General features: G+C 47.5%; 15 protein-coding genes and 1 pseudogene. 4 read left to right on the forward strand and 12 right to left on the reverse strand.

Annotation, left to right across the window (positions count from 1 at the left end):
- Window positions 1-55: 55 nt before the first annotated feature.
- The gene (locus PJF56_RS07795; RefSeq protein ID WP_283762090.1) at window positions 56-1,597 is read right to left on the reverse strand and encodes a CPBP family intramembrane glutamic endopeptidase; all 1,542 of its coding nucleotides are present in this window, start codon (window positions 1,595-1,597) and stop codon (window positions 56-58) included.
- 169 nt (window positions 1,598-1,766) lie between these two features.
- Window positions 1,767-2,159 (reverse strand): winged helix-turn-helix transcriptional regulator, encoded by a 393-nt coding sequence (locus PJF56_RS07800; protein ID WP_283762091.1) that lies wholly within the window; start codon window positions 2,157-2,159, stop codon window positions 1,767-1,769.
- 395 nt (window positions 2,160-2,554) lie between these two features.
- Between PJF56_RS07800 and ppsA the strand changes: the two genes are divergently transcribed.
- Window positions 2,555-5,056 carry a phosphoenolpyruvate synthase gene (gene ppsA, locus PJF56_RS07805; protein ID WP_283762092.1) on the forward strand — a complete coding sequence of 834 codons (2,502 nt, stop codon included), beginning with the start codon at window positions 2,555-2,557 and terminating at the stop codon, window positions 5,054-5,056.
- 261 nt (window positions 5,057-5,317) lie between these two features.
- Here the strand turns inward: ppsA and PJF56_RS07810 are convergent, their stop codons facing one another.
- The 10 genes and pseudogenes from PJF56_RS07810 to PJF56_RS07850 all read right to left on the reverse strand — a co-directional run bounded on the left by PJF56_RS07810 (window position 5,318) and on the right by PJF56_RS07850 (window position 17,453).
- Window positions 5,318-5,905 (reverse strand): molybdenum cofactor guanylyltransferase, encoded by a 588-nt coding sequence (locus PJF56_RS07810; protein ID WP_283762093.1) that lies wholly within the window; start codon window positions 5,903-5,905, stop codon window positions 5,318-5,320.
- 4 nt (window positions 5,906-5,909) lie between these two features.
- Complete coding sequence (locus PJF56_RS07815; RefSeq protein ID WP_283762094.1) at window positions 5,910-6,230, reverse strand: heavy metal-binding domain-containing protein; 321 nt, start codon at window positions 6,228-6,230, stop codon at window positions 5,910-5,912.
- 28 nt (window positions 6,231-6,258) lie between these two features.
- A pseudogene (locus tag PJF56_RS22105) lies at window positions 6,259-6,351 on the reverse strand (IS200/IS605 family accessory protein TnpB-related protein); the annotation flags it as partial.
- A 313-nt stretch (window positions 6,352-6,664) separates the two neighbouring features.
- Window positions 6,665-7,366 carry a prepilin-type N-terminal cleavage/methylation domain-containing protein gene (locus PJF56_RS07820; RefSeq protein ID WP_283762095.1) on the reverse strand — a complete coding sequence of 234 codons (702 nt, stop codon included), beginning with the start codon at window positions 7,364-7,366 and terminating at the stop codon, window positions 6,665-6,667.
- Window positions 7,367-7,504: 138 nt separating this feature from the next.
- Window positions 7,505-8,668 (reverse strand): hormogonium polysaccharide secretion pseudopilin HpsC, encoded by a 1,164-nt coding sequence (gene hpsC, locus PJF56_RS07825; protein WP_283762096.1) that lies wholly within the window; start codon window positions 8,666-8,668, stop codon window positions 7,505-7,507.
- A 77-nt stretch (window positions 8,669-8,745) separates the two neighbouring features.
- Window positions 8,746-9,525 carry a hormogonium polysaccharide secretion pseudopilin HpsB gene (hpsB, locus tag PJF56_RS07830; protein WP_283762097.1) on the reverse strand — a complete coding sequence of 260 codons (780 nt, stop codon included), beginning with the start codon at window positions 9,523-9,525 and terminating at the stop codon, window positions 8,746-8,748.
- 41 nt (window positions 9,526-9,566) lie between these two features.
- Window positions 9,567-15,077 (reverse strand): hormogonium polysaccharide biosynthesis protein HpsA, encoded by a 5,511-nt coding sequence (hpsA, locus tag PJF56_RS07835; protein ID WP_283762098.1) that lies wholly within the window; start codon window positions 15,075-15,077, stop codon window positions 9,567-9,569.
- Between the two features lie 671 nt (window positions 15,078-15,748).
- Window positions 15,749-15,985, reverse strand: coding sequence for a 50S ribosomal protein L28 (gene rpmB, locus PJF56_RS07840; protein WP_283762099.1), 237 nt, complete (start codon window positions 15,983-15,985; stop codon window positions 15,749-15,751).
- A gap of 39 nt (window positions 15,986-16,024) precedes the next feature.
- Entirely contained in the window at window positions 16,025-16,495 is a 471-nt protein-coding gene (locus tag PJF56_RS07845) for a hypothetical protein (RefSeq protein ID WP_283762100.1), read from the reverse strand.
- A gap of 154 nt (window positions 16,496-16,649) precedes the next feature.
- Window positions 16,650-17,453 carry a tetratricopeptide repeat protein gene (locus tag PJF56_RS07850; RefSeq protein ID WP_283762101.1) on the reverse strand — a complete coding sequence of 268 codons (804 nt, stop codon included), beginning with the start codon at window positions 17,451-17,453 and terminating at the stop codon, window positions 16,650-16,652.
- Between the two features lie 237 nt (window positions 17,454-17,690).
- Here PJF56_RS07850 and PJF56_RS07855 point away from each other — a divergent pair, with 237 nt between their 5' ends.
- The 3 genes from PJF56_RS07855 (at window position 17,691) to PJF56_RS07865 (ending at window position 20,319) form a co-directional block, all read left to right on the forward strand.
- Window positions 17,691-18,461 carry a hypothetical protein gene (locus tag PJF56_RS07855; RefSeq protein WP_283762102.1) on the forward strand — a complete coding sequence of 257 codons (771 nt, stop codon included), beginning with the start codon at window positions 17,691-17,693 and terminating at the stop codon, window positions 18,459-18,461.
- Between the two features lie 5 nt (window positions 18,462-18,466).
- Complete coding sequence (locus PJF56_RS07860) at window positions 18,467-18,994, forward strand: hypothetical protein (RefSeq protein WP_283762103.1); 528 nt, start codon at window positions 18,467-18,469, stop codon at window positions 18,992-18,994.
- A 182-nt stretch (window positions 18,995-19,176) separates the two neighbouring features.
- Window positions 19,177-20,319 (forward strand): citrate synthase, encoded by a 1,143-nt coding sequence (locus PJF56_RS07865; RefSeq protein WP_283762104.1) that lies wholly within the window; start codon window positions 19,177-19,179, stop codon window positions 20,317-20,319.
- Window positions 20,320-20,652: the final 333 nt, after the last annotated feature.

Genomic DNA, 20,652 nt, shown 5'->3' on the forward strand with positions numbered 1-20,652 from the left:
GGCAATATGGTGCTTTGCGCGGTAGAAGGGTAATGGGTAATGGGTTAAGTTAAGATCAGTTACTGCCTAGGAGAAATAAACTTAACAGGGTATTTCCATTCCATAAACTATGGAGGAGAATGGGGGCGAGTAAGTTACCGGAACGAGTATAGACGATTCCCATGATCGTGCCCAAGGTGGTGAGGGGAATGACTTCTGATAAACTCAGGTGAGCGATCGCAAAAACCAACCCGCTCAAGGCAATAGCTAACCACACTGGAACATAGCGAGTGAGGGAGGGAAGTAGAAAACCACGAAACATAATTTCTTCAAACACCGGTGCAGCAACGGAAGCGGTAAAGGCGAAACAGGCGATCGCCACCCAATCATTGCCTTGCAGGGCTAAGGGTAAAATCGGATTGCTCCCCCCTTGACCTTGCCATAGGGTTTGATTAATTAACGACACTAATAATACCACGGGGATGGCTACCAGAAACCCGCCGATTCCCCAAGCGATTCCCGATCCTTTGATTTCAAACTTAAACCAGTTTTGGGGTAGGGGACGAAAGGGATTCACTGCCACATATAACACCCCCAACGCTCCGGCACTGCTGACTAAATAGGACATTAAAATAATCACGGCATCGGCGCGAATACCACTGCCACGGGTGAAGGAAAACAGACTTAAGAATTCCCGGAAAATGACCGGAGAAATGAGTTGGCCAATGAAGAAAAAGCCAGCGACTATGACTAATAAAATGGTTTCCCAATTCCAGGGAACTTCAGTGACACCCTGATTTTGGGATAACCAAGAGTCTTTGCGTTGAATGAGCCATTGCACGGCTATGAAGGCTAATAAGGCAGTTCCTAGGAATATGCCGACTGACTGCACCCCAGCTACAATCAGGAGTTTGCGGATGGCGTGGAAGGCGATCGCCTGTTGCTGATTCTCTAACTCTTTTAAGGCTAATTCTTCACCCTGGACTTGATAAAGTTGCGTCAATGCCTGATAGCGAAACCATCCGGATAACTCCCCATCTAGCATCAACTCGGCATCGGAGAGAATCTGGGGCGGATCTTGCCATAACTCGATTAAAACCTCTGCCGTATCTCCCTTCACTGATTTGGGATCGTCGGCTAGTGTTTGCCAGAGTTGCAATGCTTCTGGAACTTCGTCTACCTGGGTTTTTAAAAGACCCAAATTGAGATCGATCTTCTCTAAAGACTCTTCGGTAGTGGCGATCGCCTGTTGTAGGGTTTGCTGCTGGGTTGGATTGGCGATCGGTTGCTGGATTAGCTCGGTCAATTCCCGATCCGTTTTCTGGAGATTCTTTTGGCTATCTTGGCGAGCGTCTTCATATTGGGCGATCGCCGTTGATACCGGTTCAACCCCGATCAGGGTTTGGCGCAACACTCCTTGGGTTTGGGGGTCTAGATTTTCACCTTTCCATGTAGAGGCATTTAGCAGTAGATTCGTCTGATAGAGTTCTAACTGACCTTGAAACTGGGGTTGACTCCAACTGTTGTACAGAAATAGAGTCACCAGACTCAGGGCGATCGCCGTTAAGAACAATAGCCCAATTTGCTTAATCGTCAGAGGTTGCTTTTCAGAGGTCATAGAACACTTCTAGGTGGCATGGCAAGATCCCATTGTATAAGGGAATCGGGCATAGGGAATGGGGAATAGAAATATGTTCAGTTGCAGCTTTGAGTTGATGGTTAGTGCAAAAACTGCTGTAAAAGTGAGCGCTCACAGCAGTCTATGGGAAATTGAACGCTGAGGTTCATCAACTGTTACTGATGCGATCGCACGAACAAGATTGTTCTAACCATCGCTCTCCAAGTTCTTTCAGAGAAAGTAAAACCGGCTTGAGTTCTCGGCCTTTGTCGGTCAGGGAATATTCCACATGGGGCGGAATTTCTGGGTATACGGTGCGTTTGATCAATCCATGCTGTTCTAGTTCTCGCAAACGCAGGGTGAGGGTTTTAGAACTAATACCCGGTAAGGCATCCAGAAGAGCATGGGTGCGGCGATCGCCCTGGAACAGTTCCCGCAAAATCAACACTGACCATTTAGAACTAATCAAGTCCAGCACAAACTGAATGGGACAACTGGGTACAAAACAGGGAGACTCTGGGATAGAGACATCTGCTTCTACTGCGTTAGGTTGATAGTTCATACGCGAATATCACTCACCTTAATGTTTATTTAAAGATGTTTGTATCCCTGACCACATCCTATTTTTTCCCTTTGGGTAAGTAAGGATTCAGGGCGTAACTATCTTGTAATTTTAATAGAAAGTAATAGCCTGTAAGAAGAGTGAATCCAGAGCCACTATCACGGGCAATTGCTCAACAGTTAACGCCAAAGCCTTAGTATATAAAGGTTTGAAGCGATCGATAACTGTTAGTTGATAGTCCAAAATTGCAGAAGTTGATACAAATCGAGAGAGAATTTAATCTCTCTTAACCTTTAAGGCAGGATACAGAAACAAAACTCCATTAAAAAGTATGACTGTACTGTACTGCCTGACTCAATCAAATTCAATTGAAAACCCATGGAGGGTATTGAACCATGACTCAGACCTTAGCCGTAGGAAATATAACCAGTGAAGCCGAAAAAAATGAAGCGTTCGTTCTTTGGTTTGAACAAGTTGGAATCAGCGATATCCCCCTAGTTGGAGGAAAAAATGCCTCCCTAGGAGAAATGATCCAACAATTGAACCCAAAAGGCGTAATTGTACCCAATGGATTTGCCACCACTGCCTATGCTTATCGCTACTTCATTAAAAACGCTGGCTTAGAAAGCAAGCTGCGTGAATTGTTTGCGGATCTTGATGTCGAAGACCTGCCCAACTTACGGCAACGGGGTAAAAAAGCCCGATCGCTCATTCTCGACACCCCATTCCCGGAAGATCTGCAACAGGCGATCGCCAAAGCCTACGAAAGAATGTGCGAGTGGTACGGCAAAGGCGATAGCGGAGAACTCAACGAAACAGACGTAGCCGTGCGCTCTAGCGCGACTGCCGAAGACTTGCCTGATGCCAGTTTTGCTGGACAACAAGAAACCTACCTCAACGTCTATGGTGTAGATGCCGTTCTCAAAGCGTGCCATAAATGCTTCGCCTCCATCTTCACCGATCGCGCCATCTCCTATCGTACCGTCAAAGGCTTTGACCACTTTGATGTCGCTCTATCCGTCGGCGTACAAAAAATGGTGCGCTCTGACCTAGCCTCTTCGGGTGTGATGTTCTCCATCGACACCGAAACCGGCTTCAAAAACGCAGCCCTCGTCACCGCCGCCTATGGTTTAGGGGAAAACGTCGTACAAGGCGCAGTCAACCCCGACGAATACTTCGTCTTCAAACCCACCCTCAAAGACGGCTATCGTCCCATTCTAGAAAAACGCCTGGGTACAAAAGAACTGAAAATGGTCTATGATCTCGGCGGATCGAAACTGACCAAAAACGTTTCCGTTCCCGAATCTGAACGGGGCAAATATTGCCTGAACCACGATGAAATCCTTCAGTTAGCCAAATGGGCTTGTATTATTGAAGACCACTACTCCGAAGTGCGGGGCACTTACACCCCCATGGACATTGAATGGGCAAAAGACGGCATTACCGGCGATCTGTTCATCGTTCAAGCCCGCCCAGAAACCGTTCAATCGCAAAAATCCGGTAGTATCCTCAAAAACTTCAAACTCAAAGGCACATCAGACATCCTGGTTCGCGGTCGCGCCGTCGGTGAAATGATTGGTCAAGGAAAAGCACGAGTGATCATGGATGTTCACCGCATCGACGAATTCCAAGCCGGTGAAGTCTTAATCACCAACAAGACCGACCCCGACTGGGAACCGATCATGAAGAGAGCCAGTGCCATCGTCACCAACCAAGGCGGTCGGACTTGTCACGCAGCTATTATTGCACGGGAAATGGGTATTCCGGCGATCGTCGGTTGTGGAGATGCCACCCAACTGCTCACCACCGATGAAGAGGTAACCGTATCCTGTGCCGAAGGTGAAGAAGGACGGGTTTATAAAGGTCTTGTACCCTTTGAAGTCATCGAAACCCAACTCGACAACCTACCCAAGACTCGCACCCAAATCTTGATGAACGTGGGCAACCCTGATGAAGCCTTCGGTTTATCCTCTATCCCCTGTGACGGCGTTGGACTCGCTCGCTTAGAGTTCATCATCGCCAACCACATTAAAGCTCACCCCTTGGCCCTACTGAAGTTCAACGAACTCGAAGACGAGTTAGCCAAACGGGAAATCGCCAAACTCACCGCCCTCTACGACAACAAACCCGACTTCTTCGTAGACAAACTGGCCCATGGCATCAGCATGATTGCCGCTTCCTTCTATCCCAATCCCGTGATTGTACGGATGTCGGACTTCAAGAGTAACGAATATGCCAACCTCTTAGGCGGTCGTCAGTTTGAACCCAAGGAAGAAAACCCGATGATTGGCTGGCGTGGTGCATCCCGCTACTACGACCCCAACTATCGCGAAGCCTATGCCTTAGAGTGTAAAGCTCTCAAACGGGTTCGGGATGAAATGGGCTTAACCAACGTCATTCCCATGATTCCCTTCTGCCGCACCCCCGATGAAGGTCGCAAAGTATTGGCAGAAATGGAAAGCAACGGCTTGAAACGCGGTGAAAATGGTTTGCAAGTTTACGTGATGTGCGAATTGCCCAGTAACGTCATCTATGCCGACGAATTTGCCCAAGTCTTTGATGGCTTCTCCATCGGTTCTAACGATTTAACCCAGTTAACGTTGGGATTAGACCGTGACTCCTCGTTGGTTGCCCATATCTTTGACGAACGCAACGAAGCCGTTCGCCGGATGGTACAAATTGCCATTAAAGCTGCCAAGAAACACAATCGCAAGATTGGTATTTGCGGTCAAGCACCGAGTGACTATCCAGAGTTCGCCCGCTTCTTGGTTGAACTCGGCATTGATTCCATGAGTTTGAACCCGGATTCTGTTCTCAAGACTATCTTGGATATCAGCAAGATGGAGCAGTCTGGAACGATTATGGATGAGGTGTTGGAAGTCGCTAAAGCTGACTGATCTCAAGTCCGGAAAAACAACCTTAATTAAGGAGCTAGGGAGCGAGACGCTCCCACTCCGAAAGATCTCAGGTTGTCAGGAGTGGGGGCATCTTGCCCGCTTCTTAACTCATTAACCGGACTCGATCCGATCACAGGTTTGGATTTTGGATTCACTCTATCTCAGCAATCTGAAATCCACACAAACTGCCCTGGGGGAGAAAAACCCTGGGGCGGTTTTGATGTTGGTGATTACTCTTTTTATTACTCTTTTTCTTACTCTTTAATTTAAATCTTCGGGTGTATTGCAGTTGTGGAGCATTTGAGCGACTCTGGCATCCACGGGCAAGGATTCTACTGGCAATGAAGATAACCAGTGTTGAAAGGCGTTACCTCCACTTTCGATAAAGGATTTTAACCGGGGTTGAAGGGTTGAATGATAAAATCCACACAAGGGTTCCCAGTTTTTTCCCTGGCGCGGAACTACTGCTAAGGTGGATGCAGGCATCCGATCGAGTTGACCGATCCAGTGCTGTAAAAGGGTCGGGTCTAATTGGGGTAAATCACAACCCAGGAGTAAAATCCAGGGATGGTCAATATGTTGCCAAGCTTGAGAGAGGGCAACTAAGGGCCCCTTTCCAGGGTTGGACTCGCCGATCCATTGGCAATGTTGAGGGGCGATCGCCTGATAACGGTCTGGCCAGGGGGTAACGATATACACTTGATCCGTACATTGGGCCGCCACCTCCGATACCCGTTGCAGCAAAGGAACCCCATTCCAGGGGATCAGAGCCTTATCTTCTCCCATGCGGGAACTTTGACCCCCGGCTAAAATTACACTAGCTACCATGGCATGGGGAACTCTCGACATGGATTTATTGATAGCTCACAGCCGTTCCACTCGCGGCTACCATCAGCATACTACTGCCCCCAGAAACAGTAATGGTTTCATAATCAAGATCCACACCAATAACCGCATTTGCGCCCATTTTCTGAGCCTCCGCCGTCATTTCCTTCAAGGCTGTCTCTTTTGCTTCTCGGAGCGATCGCTCATAAGCTCCCGATCGCCCACCAACAATATCACGAATCCCCGCAAAAAAATCCTTGAAGATGTTCGCCCCTAGGATCGCCTCTCCACTGACGACACCATGGTAAGTCTTGACATAGTTAACCAAAATATAGTCAGATATAAACAAGACATGGATTCCATTTCAGAAATCCCCTTCATTTTGGCTTCGAGAGATTAATTCTCCTTGGGTGAACTACGCACCTCTCTATCCCATAGCCTCTAAAGGCATTTGGGAATGCTTTTCTTAGGCTTTTCTTCAACTGATGAGAATTTTTTCGAGTCTGCCATGTTCAACAAAAGGACAAAGTTTCCCGGTTGATTAAAAGTTACAGTCTTGAACACATTTACATCTCAATCAATCTATGCTATCTTTCCGACTCCTGCTTTTTTGGCCGAGTCAGATCGATGCAGTGACTATAATTTACTATACATAACTCTGTTTAACTATATTTTTAATTAAAGTTTACAATACCCTTGTAGGAGTAAGTTCACTCAGATCCCCATTAAAACCTGATCGCTTCCCCGAACCTGCCCCCACCCCCAGATTCTCCCACTCAATGATTACGGCCAAGGCTCACAATTCGCCTCATCCTCCAGCTCCATCGCCCCCAACAACGTCTTCACCACCACACAGCGCCGCGTATTATCCACCGGTTTCGTCGGATCGTCCCCACGGGGAACAGCCACACCAATAATTAAGCCTTTATCTGTGTGATTAGGAGGAGTACCGATAGTTATATCAGGACTGGTTAAAGGATCTAAATTCCCATCTTGATCGAAAACAATCGTAACCGGGCCTTTGTTTCCCTTGGGTTTAGGGTAAGCATCTTCGGCAATGCTGTCATCTAAGTTATTCTTAGAACCATCATTCTCTTCATCACTACTTGGCTCATTAACTTCAAGATTCGTAAACAACAATATCTGGTCTCCAGAAACTCCCTGGTCTGACCCCAAATTTTCCCACTCTCGATCCGTTAAATCATCCGCCCTACGATCCTTCTGATGAACCGCGATTTGGGGAATTCCTTCATCCGTTACTCGCACACTCACACTCTGGGCTAGTTTCGTGCTTTTCGCCTTCTGTTGTGCCCCCCGTAGGGCCAAAGATACACCATCATTAACCGCAGTCACCCGTTGTTGGCGCACAAAACCCAACCAACTCGGAGTGGCGATCGCACTTAAAATCCCAATCAGCGCCACCACAACCATTAACTCAATCAACGTAAACCCTTGTTCGCGTTTCCAATCATTCTTCCTAGCCATTGACTGGAGCTTATGGAGCCAAGTTCTGCCCCATTTCTGTTGGATTGGTCTCACTTTCCGATTCATCTCCCTTTCCCCTAAAACTCTTCTATCATGGTTATAATTGTTAATTGTTAATTGTTAATTGTTAATTGTTAACTACTGAACCCGTCCCCGAATTTTCGTTTGCATACTCGTCGTCGGGAAAAAGAACATCACCCGATCATTTCCAGGCTCATATTTGTCTGGATCGGTCGGACTAATCCGAGCTAAAGCATTGCCTCGAATATAAACCTGAGCCACTCCCGCCTCGGAATCTACACAAGTAAAAAAGCTATCCGTCTTCAACCCATCAAAAGCAGTCGGAAAATCACTCGCACCATAATTCGGACTTTGCCAAGGTTCATCAGGAGCTGTAGGAGCAGGAGTAGGAGCTTCTTTGTTCGGGAAAGCAGCCTGACAATCCACAGTATTCGGAAAAGATGTATTTGTAGGCAAATCGGCTAAGGTTGTATGGTCAATGTTATCGACTAAGACTTGTATCGGCGTTTTACTCAAGTCAAATGCCGTAGCCGTTTTCTGCCATTTATTCATCTTCTCATGTATGCTATCCCCAGATATCGACAGGTCAAAATTGGCATATCCAGGACTAGGTTGCAGATCGTATTTAACGCTATTCACCTCTCCATCTTGAGGGTTGCCACCCGTATCCACAATCCCATCCCGAAGTTCAACCCGGCGAATCTGCATGGCATTCGACCAAGTGTTATTACTATCCCTCGTGAGATAATAGACCACTAGAGCATAGACTTGATAATCTTGGTCATTAAAATCACCATTAGGTAACTTGACTAACTGTCCAACTTGTCTACTCGTTGGGTTTTCTTTAACCGTAACATTCAACTCTTTATCTAAAAATTTCCGCTTCCAAAAGGCTAGGACAGGTATTCCTTCCCCATCAGCAATCACTGGAATTTGGCTACAACTAGCTGGAGGCGTATAGGAACCTGGAGATTGGGGATTGGTACATTCTGTTGTACTATAATTACCCGAAATCGCCCTTAGTCCCTCTCCGTCATAGATATAGACAGCCGTCTCCAAATCTCGGCGGATATAATCGGCCGCCGATTGAATCTCTTGCTGAGTTGCAGATTTGACCTGCTCATTGCGGTCTTTCCTGACAATATCCACCATAAACCCCAGCAAGCTACTAATCATAATCGAGGAAACGACCAAAGCCACCAACAGCTCAATCAACGTAAACCCCTGATTTCTGCGCCCCTGACGGCGGCTTTTTAATAAACCATTCAGTAACATAAACATCAGTATTGCCCCTAAACCTACTCAACCCTTGTCATTGCATCTGCTAGGGGCGAAAAATTTTTCGCCCCTACTTGATATTAGTCTCCACCTCCTCCATACCGAGTAGTAAAGCTATCCAGGCGATCGCTACTGCCTTGAATTTCTGTCGTCATTTCCAATAAAGGTGCTTTCGGATTCAAGCTTGTTCCAGAAGAGCGCTGTTGAACTCCATCAGTCGCCATAGTTAAGAGCGTGCCCGCATCCTTGAAAGCATCTGCTCGGTAGACTCGAATCCCCAATAAATAGCCTTGATTGAGTTGAGCTTGGTCAGTAGCTTTAGTCTTATCCGTCACGCTGCGATAGGCTTGGACGATAAAATCATTGGGACTACTGGCTTGACATCCTGCCTGATCGTCCCCATTAAAGCAATATAAGCTGACATCAGTGCCTGAAGCTTCTTTCGCATTGGCAAGGGTTTGATTTTCGCAATATCCTCCCTTCTCGTCGTCATTGGGACTAGCTGGGGGACAAGTTGCTGGGAAAGAAGATTGGGCAGGCGCAGCAGTTTTGGCAAAATCTTCCCGCTTGGATGTAAATTTTTGGGTTGTTGTATCGATTTCTTTCAGTTCAACCACAGAATTAGGAGCGGGTAAACTACCTGCTCGGACTCCATCAATATAGAATCGAGCCGCTTGAGTCCCCAGCTCTACCCGCCGCGCTTGAATCCGGGTAGCCGTTGCCAGCACTATCACGGGGGCTATCCCCACTAACATAATCGTTAGGATAACCACTGCTACGAGCGATTCAATCAGGGTAAAGCCAGATTCACCCCTAGGGGGGGAAGAATGGGGATGGGGTTTTCGGAGTATGGGTTTCATCGGTTGACCTCGTGAGGGTTAGGGCTTATGGTAGGTCGATCTTAGTTGTTAGGAACTGGGCAAGTATTCGGGCGTTGATCTGCGGAAATAGCGAACTGATAGTTAACAGCAGTGTCGTTCTCAGTAATCTTCACATCCTTATCATAGGGGTCTCCCGCATCTTCATAGCCACCTGCTTGAGTAACGGTTTGAGTATTATCAGCAGGATTAACGCGCTTGTCGGGTTGAGCTGCACAGAGTAGGGTTTGTACCCATTCATCATCCCGTTTCACTTCCCGATAGAATTCATTGGGAGGAGTATCATCCTTAATCGCAAACCGTTGGGCAAATAGGTCAGGCGCTTGGGTTAACAGAGCGACATCAAATCCCCAAGGGCGTTTAGGTGCATTGTAGAAGGGCAGAATCCCGCTTGCGTTACCCGCAGCGTAGAATTGATCTTCATCAAATAAACCCATTTGCTTCCCATATATTCCATTAGTTACAGTTGACTCAGAGTTCAAAACTGAATCAGTCGGGCCGGTAGCATAAACACTCCGTCCTTTTTGAATAAACGAACCGGTAATATTGGCATTCACACCCTTCCAGTCTTCTAAAAATCGAGGAAAGTTACCTAAACTTCGGTTTAACTCATCAGGTCTTCCTGGAGTATCTCCTGACACGAAGACGAGATTGAAAGTTGTTCCACCTGTATTGGCATGTTGTACCCAATCTGTTTCAAGACTGTCCTTATTGGAGTTTTTCTCAATCGTAAAAGTCCCATTGCTGGCAATGCTGCCATCAACTTCCATCGGCCTGCCATCAGCACCACTGGTTGCTTCTGGACTTGCTGTTGGGGCATGAATTTGCAAGATGGGGATTAATAGGGGTTGTACGGTGGAGTCAGTAGACAGGTCATTCGAGTATGCTAAGTACCTCTCGCTATGATATCTCCAACCTTCATTTCCTGGAGCATTGGGAATTTTGGGGTCAGTCGGGTAGCTTGTTGTCCTAAACCACAATGCATTGCCAATTGGTTGGGGAACTCCATCTGTTACTGTTGGCTCAAATGTTGGGGTTAGACTTAGTTCGGAGATCGCATTGCCATATTTTCCAGGTAAAACAGGTGAAGCTAATGCACCATAGGAATAGTATCCCACTTCACTAGAACCATTAATGCCTAGAGCAATTGGTGTGTCATTTGGCCCAAAAACCAGCTCGTTATCACCATTGCGAAGAAATGCAATACGACGTGGGAATTTCACCAGAGTAGCATCTGTTGGTGGAGTAACAGTTGTTCCTGATTGTAAATCCACTTTTTTAGTTGCTATCCCTAGATACCGATCTAGGAATGGCAATTCACTGGCTTTAATCTTAATTTCGTTTTCTGCTACTGAACCACTAATCGAATTATCCTTATTGAGGTCTATTCCTAATCCATCTTCGTTAGTTACTGTACTTGGATCAATGGTTTCTAGGGTTCCGTCATTGTTTAAAGAAATTCCAAAACTTGCTTCATCTACTGATGTCGCAGTTGTTGAAAAAGTTGCTGTATCACCACTCTGGTCTAGATCGAGTTTTAACCCCCCTATTTCGTTGATTGATGTTGTATCTACTGTTCCACTTTTATCAGCATCATAACCAATGATATGCCAATCTTTGGGTTCGCACTCGGAGACGGGGAGTTTTTCGCAGATTTCCATCACATATTCTGGGAAGTTCACCCGACGCTGAACGGGGGTCACAAAGTTAGTGAAGTACGAACTTGGGCTTCCTCCACTGCCACTATAATCGGCATCGGTAAAGTTGCGACTAGCCGCAAAGTCATTGGTATAGAATCCATTGTTACGACGCTTGGCGATGGAGCGAGCATCTCCTTGGTTGTTGTTAAGGTCGTAGTTGCCATCGCTGCGATATCCAAACTCGAAGTTATCGGATAGGAGAGTTACAGCATCGGCAAAAACAGTCGCACTGCGCCAGGTGTCGCCATCGCCATCACAACCGGGTTGATCTTTGCGACAGGCAAATTTGGCCTCAAGGGTTGAGCGAGTGTAGAAGTTGGCATATGTTGTTTTATTTAAGTCCTCAGTAAACTCTTCAACACTTAAATCGGCTCCAGACTTATGTAAGTTAAAGTCACCTTTGATATAGACTGGCAGATCAGTCGCTAGGATAAATCCTTTTTCCTCAGCTCGATAGTCGTTTGTAGTTCCCCGGTTGAGTGCAGAGCCATTCATGAGGAGAATGCCATTGGGATGCCGGGTGGGATCGAGTTTGAAGTCGGTACTACTTTGGGGCAGATCGGGTTCTGCATCACCCGTACGTTTAGTCGTTTCTGTGCCATCTTCAACCCAGACGGTTTGATCGGGAAGGGCATCTTCGCGTGTGGCATAGATGATGCCACTGTTGGGGAGTAAATATTCTTCAGGATCGCTGAAGCTGCCTCTTCTTTCTTGCCTCAATTGATCGAGATCGATTTGAGTGGCACGAATTTCTAAGGGATACCGTTCTTCGATGGGAAGATCGTAGCGACTGCTTAAGCTTTCGGTAATCCATCCGGTTCCATCTGCACTAATGGCTGGAGAGCTATCGGCATAAACTGCATCAGTGGTAGATACCGTAATGTTATCACCACTTATGGCCGTAATTTCTCCTCGAACAATTTTGGGAATATTCTTATCTACAGCATCAGTGCGCTGGTATTCTTCAATGGTCACCTGATCGCCGACTTCAAAATCTGGATCGGGCATTCCAGACTCCAATGTATAGATTCCACTACCACCACCGGTAACTTTCAGGCTATGGACATCATTGGCTTTAATCTGCCGGGCATCGAGGAAGGCGACTTCTTTGATGGCATTAGCGGGAATATTGCTACTGCTTGAGCCACCATTCATAATCATGGTGGCGCAAACGGCAGCATCAACGGCTGTTTGTTCGGCAAGGGTGCGATCGGTTGAAGAAGCTGAGGTACTTTTGTCTAAGGCAGAAGCAAGTAAGGGATTAACTAGGCGATCGCCTAATACGTTAGTCCCATCCTTATACACAACTCCAGGATACCGGAGCGCCGCTTGATATTGTAAGAGACTTAGATTAAACGCACTAGCGTTCCAACTGAAAACCTCACCATTTTTTGAGTTACTTGAATCACTTGTTGCATCCGTTGGATCGTAGTAGTTAGCCACGCAAGCGAGGGGCGTTTGATGAGTTGTATCCTCTTCATAGCCATTATCCGCAAAAGCGCTATCACTGTGGTGATAAACGACTGATGCTCGCATCCTTAGATAAGGACGAGTGGTGTTGTTTGCTGAGTCCACTGATACCGAATCCGTTGTGGGATTATTATCATGGTCAAACATAACTTCAGAATGATTTTTAGCCACCGGGAAATAATCAGGCCAGATAACCGTATTTTTATCATCCCCTTCTTCGTCTAGAGTCGGTGCAGTTTTAGTGCTATTCGCTCCCGGTAAATAAATCCCAGCACCGGTAATCACTCTCAAACCACCGACATTATCAAATTTATCTTTTGGTGCAGTAGCTGCATCAATTTCCCATTGTCCATCCCGCGATAGGTCGCCTAAATCGGGCAAAGTCGTCACTTGAGACTGCCGAGTACGGTCTTTATCGGAGTCCTCTCCTGAACCTGACTTGCGCCATTTTACTGCTCCCGTACTATCTTTAACAACTTGCTTCGCTTGGCTTCCTGAGACCAAAAGACCGCTCTCGTTATCATAGATAGTCTCTGGTAAATTATTACCGACTAAAACTCGGTCTCCAATCCGTTCTTCTTTACCATCGAGTTCTTCCGGATTTGTTGCTGGAATTCGAGTCAGTTCTAACTCTAGCTTTTTAGTGCTATCCGTTCTCGACACCATATAGGTTGTAGCATTGTTCTCTGGATCGACGGGGAACATCCACTGACGAGGGGGCCGCAGGGGATCAAGTCCCGTTGTATCCGGATCTGAACCATGAGAGAGGGCAAAGAAAGTTTTTGCTTTAGCTTCTGTGTCAATTGGCACTAATATGCCGCCAGTTCCTATCCCCGTTCCACTGGAGATTGTGGGAATAAATTTGGCATCATCCCCAGGCTGAACTTCAATGTAGGGGACTTGGCGAGTCAGTTTTTTGAAGTATTGGGTGTAGTAATCTTTAGCTTCTCGCTCGGTAACGTCGGTGGCAGCTCTACCGGCGAGAAGTTCTTTAGGATAAGCACCTGTGCCTAACTGCATGGCAGCATTGACTAAGTAGGAAATCCGTTCATTATAAGCTTTGTTATTGTATAGAGATTCTTTAGCACTTAGCGTTTCAGTAGTAACGGTGACTTCTTTACCAAAATTCTCATTAACATCCGGATCGTTGCCTTCTCCCTGAAATAGGTGAATTTCGTCTACTGGATCGGTTCCATTAGCAAACTCAAAGTCATCATAGCGGTTATTACCCACATTGCCGCCTACAAGAATTTTGCTGCTTTCTGGGTCATAGAAACAGGAGTCTTTACTGCTGACGAGGAAGAATTTAGTTTCAAAATTCTTGACATTTTTCCCTTTCCCTACCATGAGGTTAGCGTTGGTCATAATCCGACCATTGAAGAACTGGTCACTACCCGCAAACATCAGTAAATCATCTTGGTAGACTACAGCATTATTGGCTAGGGGAATGCGACTCCAGTCTTGTTGATATTCGAGGGCGGAAAATCCTTTGCTTCCTCCTGGAAAGAGTTCATATTCATTGGCATCTAGACCGGTGGGTAGTCCACCATTGGCATCTGGCCCAATGGGTACGGTGGCAGCATAAACAAAGAAGGCTTTTTTCAGTTTTTGCTCGTTGGGCAATTTAAACCAGTCGGAGTCACCCACTAAGCTGGCTCCCCCTCCGGTGTTATTGGCACATTGGGAGCTACTGGCCCCTTCCATGGGGAGGTTCCGGGCTTCTAGGGGGTTTCTTGCGCGGGTAAATTCACCTCCTGAAGTAGTGGGGTTACGGAAGAGAATGGTGTAGAGGGTGTAACTATCGAATTTCCCGTTATTGTCGGTATCGACTGGGAATTTCCAGGCGGTGTTTACGGTTTCGTCAGCCTTGGTATTTTTAGTTGCGCCACTATCTGCTTCTCCTATGTTGTCATCATCATCAATGTCAAAGGCCAACTTCAGGGGCACTTCATCCCCAAAGGTGTACGCTTCAATTCCATTGCCTAGACCTCCAAACGAACTCATAAATGCGATGTCCGATGGGGTTCCCCTAGGAATATTGGGGTCATCAAAAATAGCAGCTATCTTGGCTTTTGCTCTATCCAATGCGGGTGCGGTGGCGTTGAGGGTAGCTTCATTCACCCGGAAGTTGTGGGCGTTTTTGGCTCTGTCGGTGGAGCGCAGCAACATGGCGAGGGTGAGCAGGGAGACCACGAGCATTACCATGGTGACGGTGGGGAGGACAAAGCCAGTTTGTCTCTGATGACCGACTCCGAAGAGACCGCGTAATCCTCGTTGGATAAAACGAGAGAGGGGTCGAGTGAGGGTTTTCCCGAGGTTGAGGAAACTATTCCGGAGATGTCTGAGTAGGCGTTGGATAGACATAGAAGCTGTCCTAGACTTGGAAGAGGATAGATGCGATACAAGCCCTGATTTTTTCACCACAGGGGTTGGGAAGGGTTGAAGGCCCAGAAGAATGGGTTCTTCTCTGTAGTGCCGTGACAGAGCTAATTGGGTACTTTAGGAATGGGAGTGTCTCGCTCGCTAGAGGAAGGCAGCGAGCAAGATGCTCGCACTACTCGCTTTGCCTGATTTTAGGGGTGTCACGGCGGTAGGGTCTTCTAACTGAGTAGAAAGACTACGGGGTTAAGAAGAATGGAGAATCGGTATTTAGGGATTCTCTTTATCTGTCTTAACAAATTTTTGGGGTAACCATCAACGGTAAATTCACCGTTGATGTAGCACTTGGTTCTGGTTAGGCGGTAAGGTGGGCAGTGCCAGCCTTACCTCTTGGTTGGGTTTCACTTCGTTTAACCCAACCAAGAGTTACCCTAGGTTTAGGTTACCCAGGGGGGAAGGAGAAATTAAAAGTTAGAAATTAAAAGTTAGAAATTAAAAGCGGTGGGGGCGGGTTTCCGCTTCGCGGACATGAATACAATATTGGTTGGTGGGTGTCTTATATTTGGGTAAAACCCGCCCCTACAGGGTTTTTGGTCTGTTGCGAAGAATGATTGTTTTAGGGGGTTTGGAGACCAAACCCCTATGGGTTACGGAAATTAATAGTGGTTGAGGTTGATGCCAGCTTGTTTGGCCATGGCTTGGATGCCTTTGGTTTCTAGGGTTTTGATGGCTTTGGTGGAGAGTTTGAGTTTGACCCAACGGTTGCCTTCGGGCCACCAGACGCGCTTGCTCTGAAGGTTGACTTCTTGGCGTTTTTTGGTTCGTCTGTGGGAGTGGGAGATGGCGAAGCCGTTGTTGGCTTTTTTCTTTGTGAGTTGACAGGTGCGGGACATGGGTTACCTCTTTTTTTGCTGCAATCTCTTATTGTAGCGCTACGCGCTGGTAATGGGGAATGGGTAATGGGTAATGGGGAATGGGTAATGGGTGATGGGTGATGGGTAATGGGTGATGGGTGATGGGTGATGGGTGATGGGGAACGGGTGATGGGGAACGGGTGATGGGGAATGGGTGATGGGTGATGGGGAACGGGTGATGGGTGATGGGTGATGGGTGATGGGGAACGGGTGATGGGTGATGGGTGATGGGTGATGGGGAACGGGTGATGGGGAATGGGTGATGGGGAATTGGTGATGGGTAATGGGGAATTGGTGATGGGTGATGGGTGATGGGGAATTGGTGATGGGTAATGGGGAATTGGTGATGGGGAATTGGTGATGGGTGATGGGGAATTGGTGATGGGTAATGGGGAATTGGTGATGGGGAATTGGTGATGGGTGATGGGGAATTGGTGATGGGGAATTGGTGATGGGGAGTTGGTCAACAAGCGAGCAAGATGCTCGCATTCCCTCCATTCCTCCATTACCTCCATTCCTCCATTCCTCCATTCCCTCCATTCCTCCATTCCTTCATTCCCTCCATTCCCCCCATTCCCCCCATTCCCCCATTCCTCCATTCCCCCATTCCCCCATTCCCCCATTCCCCCATTCCCCCATTCCCCTATTCTTCCTGGTTCATGAGGCGATTGATTTCGTCTTTGTATTCGGGGGGGGCGAGGGTGGTGGCGTTGGCGAAGAGGGGTTTGGCTTGGTCGGGTTTGCCTTGGCGTTGGAGGACGATCGCCTTTCCGAGCAGTGGACGAAAGTCGGTTTCATTTTCTTCGATGGCTCGATCGTAGACGGCGATCGCTTCTTCATACCTTTCTAAGTCGGCATAGACGCGCCCTAACAGGAGTTTAACGGAGGCTGTATCGATGGTTCCGGCTTGGGTTTCGTTGGCTGCGGTGGCTTTTTGCAGGGTTTCTTCTAATACCCCGATCGCCGCTTGGGGATTTTTTTGCTGGAGTTGCAGGTCAACTAACCCTTGCAGGGCGGTCATTTCTCCGGGGTTTTGGCTTAAAACTTGCCGATAGATCTGTGCGGCACTGTCGGGATGTCCAGTGTAATTCTTGGCTTCTGCTAACAGGACGTGATACTGGACATCTTGGGGGTTGAGTTGGACTAATTTTTCTAAGGGGGCGATCGCTCCTGGAATATCCCGTAATTCTAACCGTACATCCAACAATCCCCTCAACACGCTTTGATTTTCCGGTTCCCGCTCCAAAACCAACTCATAGCCGCGTTCCTGAGCTTCTAATTTTGCTTGACGAGAGGTTAATGTTGGAGTCGGGGAAGCCTCAGAACTGGCCGAACTGGAGGCACGAAAGGCTTCTGTGATCGGGGGAATGGTTGAAACCCCCAACAGGGCGACAACCGCTAAAATCAAAATGGCATTGATTACCCAACTACTACGCTTAATCGTCACACCAATTTCCTCGAACTCTTCTAATTATTGTAAGGGAATGGGGGAATGGGGGAATGGGGAGTGGGGGAATGGGAAATCTTGAAAGAGTTCGGATTTACTCGGTTTGGGCTTGCATAGAAGTATGGGAAATCCAACCCCTTGTTATAATGGGCTTTTCCTGTTGGTAACCCTGGCTTTATGCTAAGGGTTTCAGTTTAACTGCCTATCTCCTATCTACTCCTCGCCCATTGGTCAAGCATGTCTTCTCATATCTCTGCATCTTCTTCCGTATCCTCAGAGCAGCAATTTCAACCCATTCCTGCTCCCTCTGAACCCTTACAATACCGGGCTATTGGCTTAATTCGCGGCCGGTATTATCCTGGAGATCGCTTAACTCAGGGAACCCTGATCGCATCAGATGGTACAGAAATTGATGCGGTTTTGCTGGGTCGAATGATGAGCTTACTGAAAAAACATTTAGATTTGGAAGTCGAGCATCTCTGGGTCGTCTATCCCCGCACCCGGGAGAAAGACGATCCTTTACATACGCAAATTATGGGAGTCTGGGAACCAGAAACCCTGGATTCTCCCGAACTGTCGGGGCAAAGTATTCATCCTTTGATTGGTGACAATTATTTCTCGATTCGCGGGGAAGTGGTGTTCCATTCTCTGGAAACGGGAGAGGTGAAGATTAAGATTAATCAAGCTCCGCGCAAGAAAGGGGAAAAGCCGCGATCGTTTAAGCTCACCCTAAAAGGGACTCTGATGGGTAGAATTTTGCACTATTTTTGGGAGTTCCATGTGGTCAGAGAAGGAGCGGATTTGGTGATTCAGGAGGCTTTATGTATAGGGCCAGTGTCTAGGGGGAGCAAACCGCGATCGCCTCGCTCTAGTGGTCGCCGCCAAGGAGGTTATTTTAAGCCCCGTAGCTCTGGCAGTCCTAAACCGGTTTTGTCCGGGTCAGGATCGCGTCCCCAGATAGCACCTCCCAAAAGGGGCGATCGCTGCCAACCTTCGCCAGAGTCTTAAAGACTATGGCAATTGTCATTTGTCCGGGGTTTCATCCTCCCTCTTTAACGGATTGCTTCCTGGAAAGGATGGATCTGCCCGCTCCCCAAGTCATCTGCACTGGATTTCCTTTAGATGGAGGGAGCCATTTTAGGGAGTGGGTCAAAATATGGGGAAATCCCGAAAGATCGGCGTATACAATTACGGTGATTAGTTATAGTGCGGGCAGCGTAGGGGCGATCGCCGCCAGTTGGCTCTGGCATCAAGCCGGGGGTCAGATTCAAGCTTTGATTGCTGTGGATGCCTGGGGGGTAGTGTTAACGGGGCCTTTCCCCATTTATCGCCTCAGCCATGATTACTTTACCCATTGGAGTTCGAGTCTTTTGGGAACAGGAGATGGGGGATTTTATGCCGATCCGGGAGTGGATCATTGGCAGTTATGGCGATCGCCCCATCAGGCGATCGGTTACCGTCAAATCTACCATCAGACCAGGTGGGAAAAGACCACCGCCCGTGACTTTATTCAATCCTTATCAGATCCCCTTTCTCCTTGATGATGTGCTACTAGCCCATTATCATCTCTTCCCTTTACCCAGCAACCCTTTCAACCCATCCCCATCAGCCCTCAGTAAGGGAACATTTTCCAGAATTGGAATTTTGTGTAAAGGAGCATACCTTTTCTAAAAGGTTCTGGTACTCTGGGACAGTACACTTCACAGGCATGGTAAGGAAAACTATGGCGACAATCGCTTGTGAGTATAAGCCAGGCTTAGAAGGCATTCCCGCAAGTCAATCCAGCATTAGCTTTGTTGATGGGGGAAAAGGACTGTTGGAATATCGAGGCATTTCCATCACCGAACTAGCCCATAAAAGCAACTTTATTGAAACTGCCTATCTCCTCATCTGGGGCCAACTCCCCACCAAAGAAGAATTGGCGCAGTTTGAAGCCGAAATTCGTCATCATCGACGCATTAAATATCGGATTCGGGACATGATGAAATGTTTCCCCGAATCCGGACATCCGATGGATGCTCTGCAAGCCTCAGCAGCAGCATTGGGCTTATTTTATTCCCGTCGTGCTTTAGATGACCCGCAATATATCCGAGATGCAGTGATTCGCTTAATTGCGAAGTTACCCACCATGGTGGCGGCATTTAAGTTAATGCGTAAGGGAAATGACCCCATTCAACCGCGTGATGATTTGGATTATGCGACCAACTTCTTGTATATGTTGACGGAAGAAGTCCCCGATCCGATCGCCGCGAGGGTATTTGATGCCAGTATGATCCTTCATGCGGAACATACCATGAATGCGTCAACCTTCTCAGCCCGGGTTACTGCTTCTACCCTCACAGACCCCTATGCCGTGGTCGCTTCTGCGGTAGGAACCCTAGCCGGGCCCCTCCATGGCGGAGCCAACGAAGAAGTCTTGGCAATGTTGGAGGAGATTGGCACAGTAGACAATGTAGTTCCTTACATTGAAGACTGTATTGCCAACAAGAAAAAAATCATGGGCTTTGGCCACCGAGTTTACAAAGTTAAAGACCCCAGAGCCAAAATTCTGCAAGAATTAGCTGAACGGCTATTTAAGCAAAAAGGCTACGATCGCTATTACGATATCGCCGTTGAGGTCGAAAAGGTCGTAGAAGACAAACTAGGCGCTAAAGGTATTTATGCGAATGTAGACTTCTATTCCGGACTGGTGTATCGGAAAATGGGCATTCCCAGCGATTTATTCACACCCCTGTTTGCCATGTCACGGGTAGCAGGTTGGTTGGCTCACTGGAAAGAACAACTGAACGAAAACCGGATTTTCCGGCCAACTCAAGTCTATGTGGGTAACCATGAGTCTGAATATCTTCCCATAGCTGAACGGTAACTTAGAGAAAGATCGAGTTATTAGCTTTTCTCTGTGTATACAGAATGCACAGACAACCTGTCTAGAACACCCGTATCTGTAGGGGCGAGCGGCCGCTCGCCCCTACAAAAATCTCTAAACTGCTTCGGTGCGGGAGCGTCTCGCTTGTAGGGGCCGGGTTTACCAACATCTGGGTGGGAAAACAAGAGGGTTATTGACACTCCCCGCTCTAAAGAGACGGGGATTCTTGGTTCATTGAGATTACTTGCTTAGACAAAATCACTTCTGAAAAAGTAGAGGTATTCTCTCCCCAAGCGTTTATTGGGTCTATCCCAAAAGTTCCCGTATGCCCTA

This window comes from Roseofilum halophilum BLCC-M91, assembly GCF_030068445.1.
GTDB classification, from domain to species: Bacteria; Cyanobacteriota; Cyanobacteriia; order Cyanobacteriales; family Desertifilaceae; genus Roseofilum; species Roseofilum halophilum.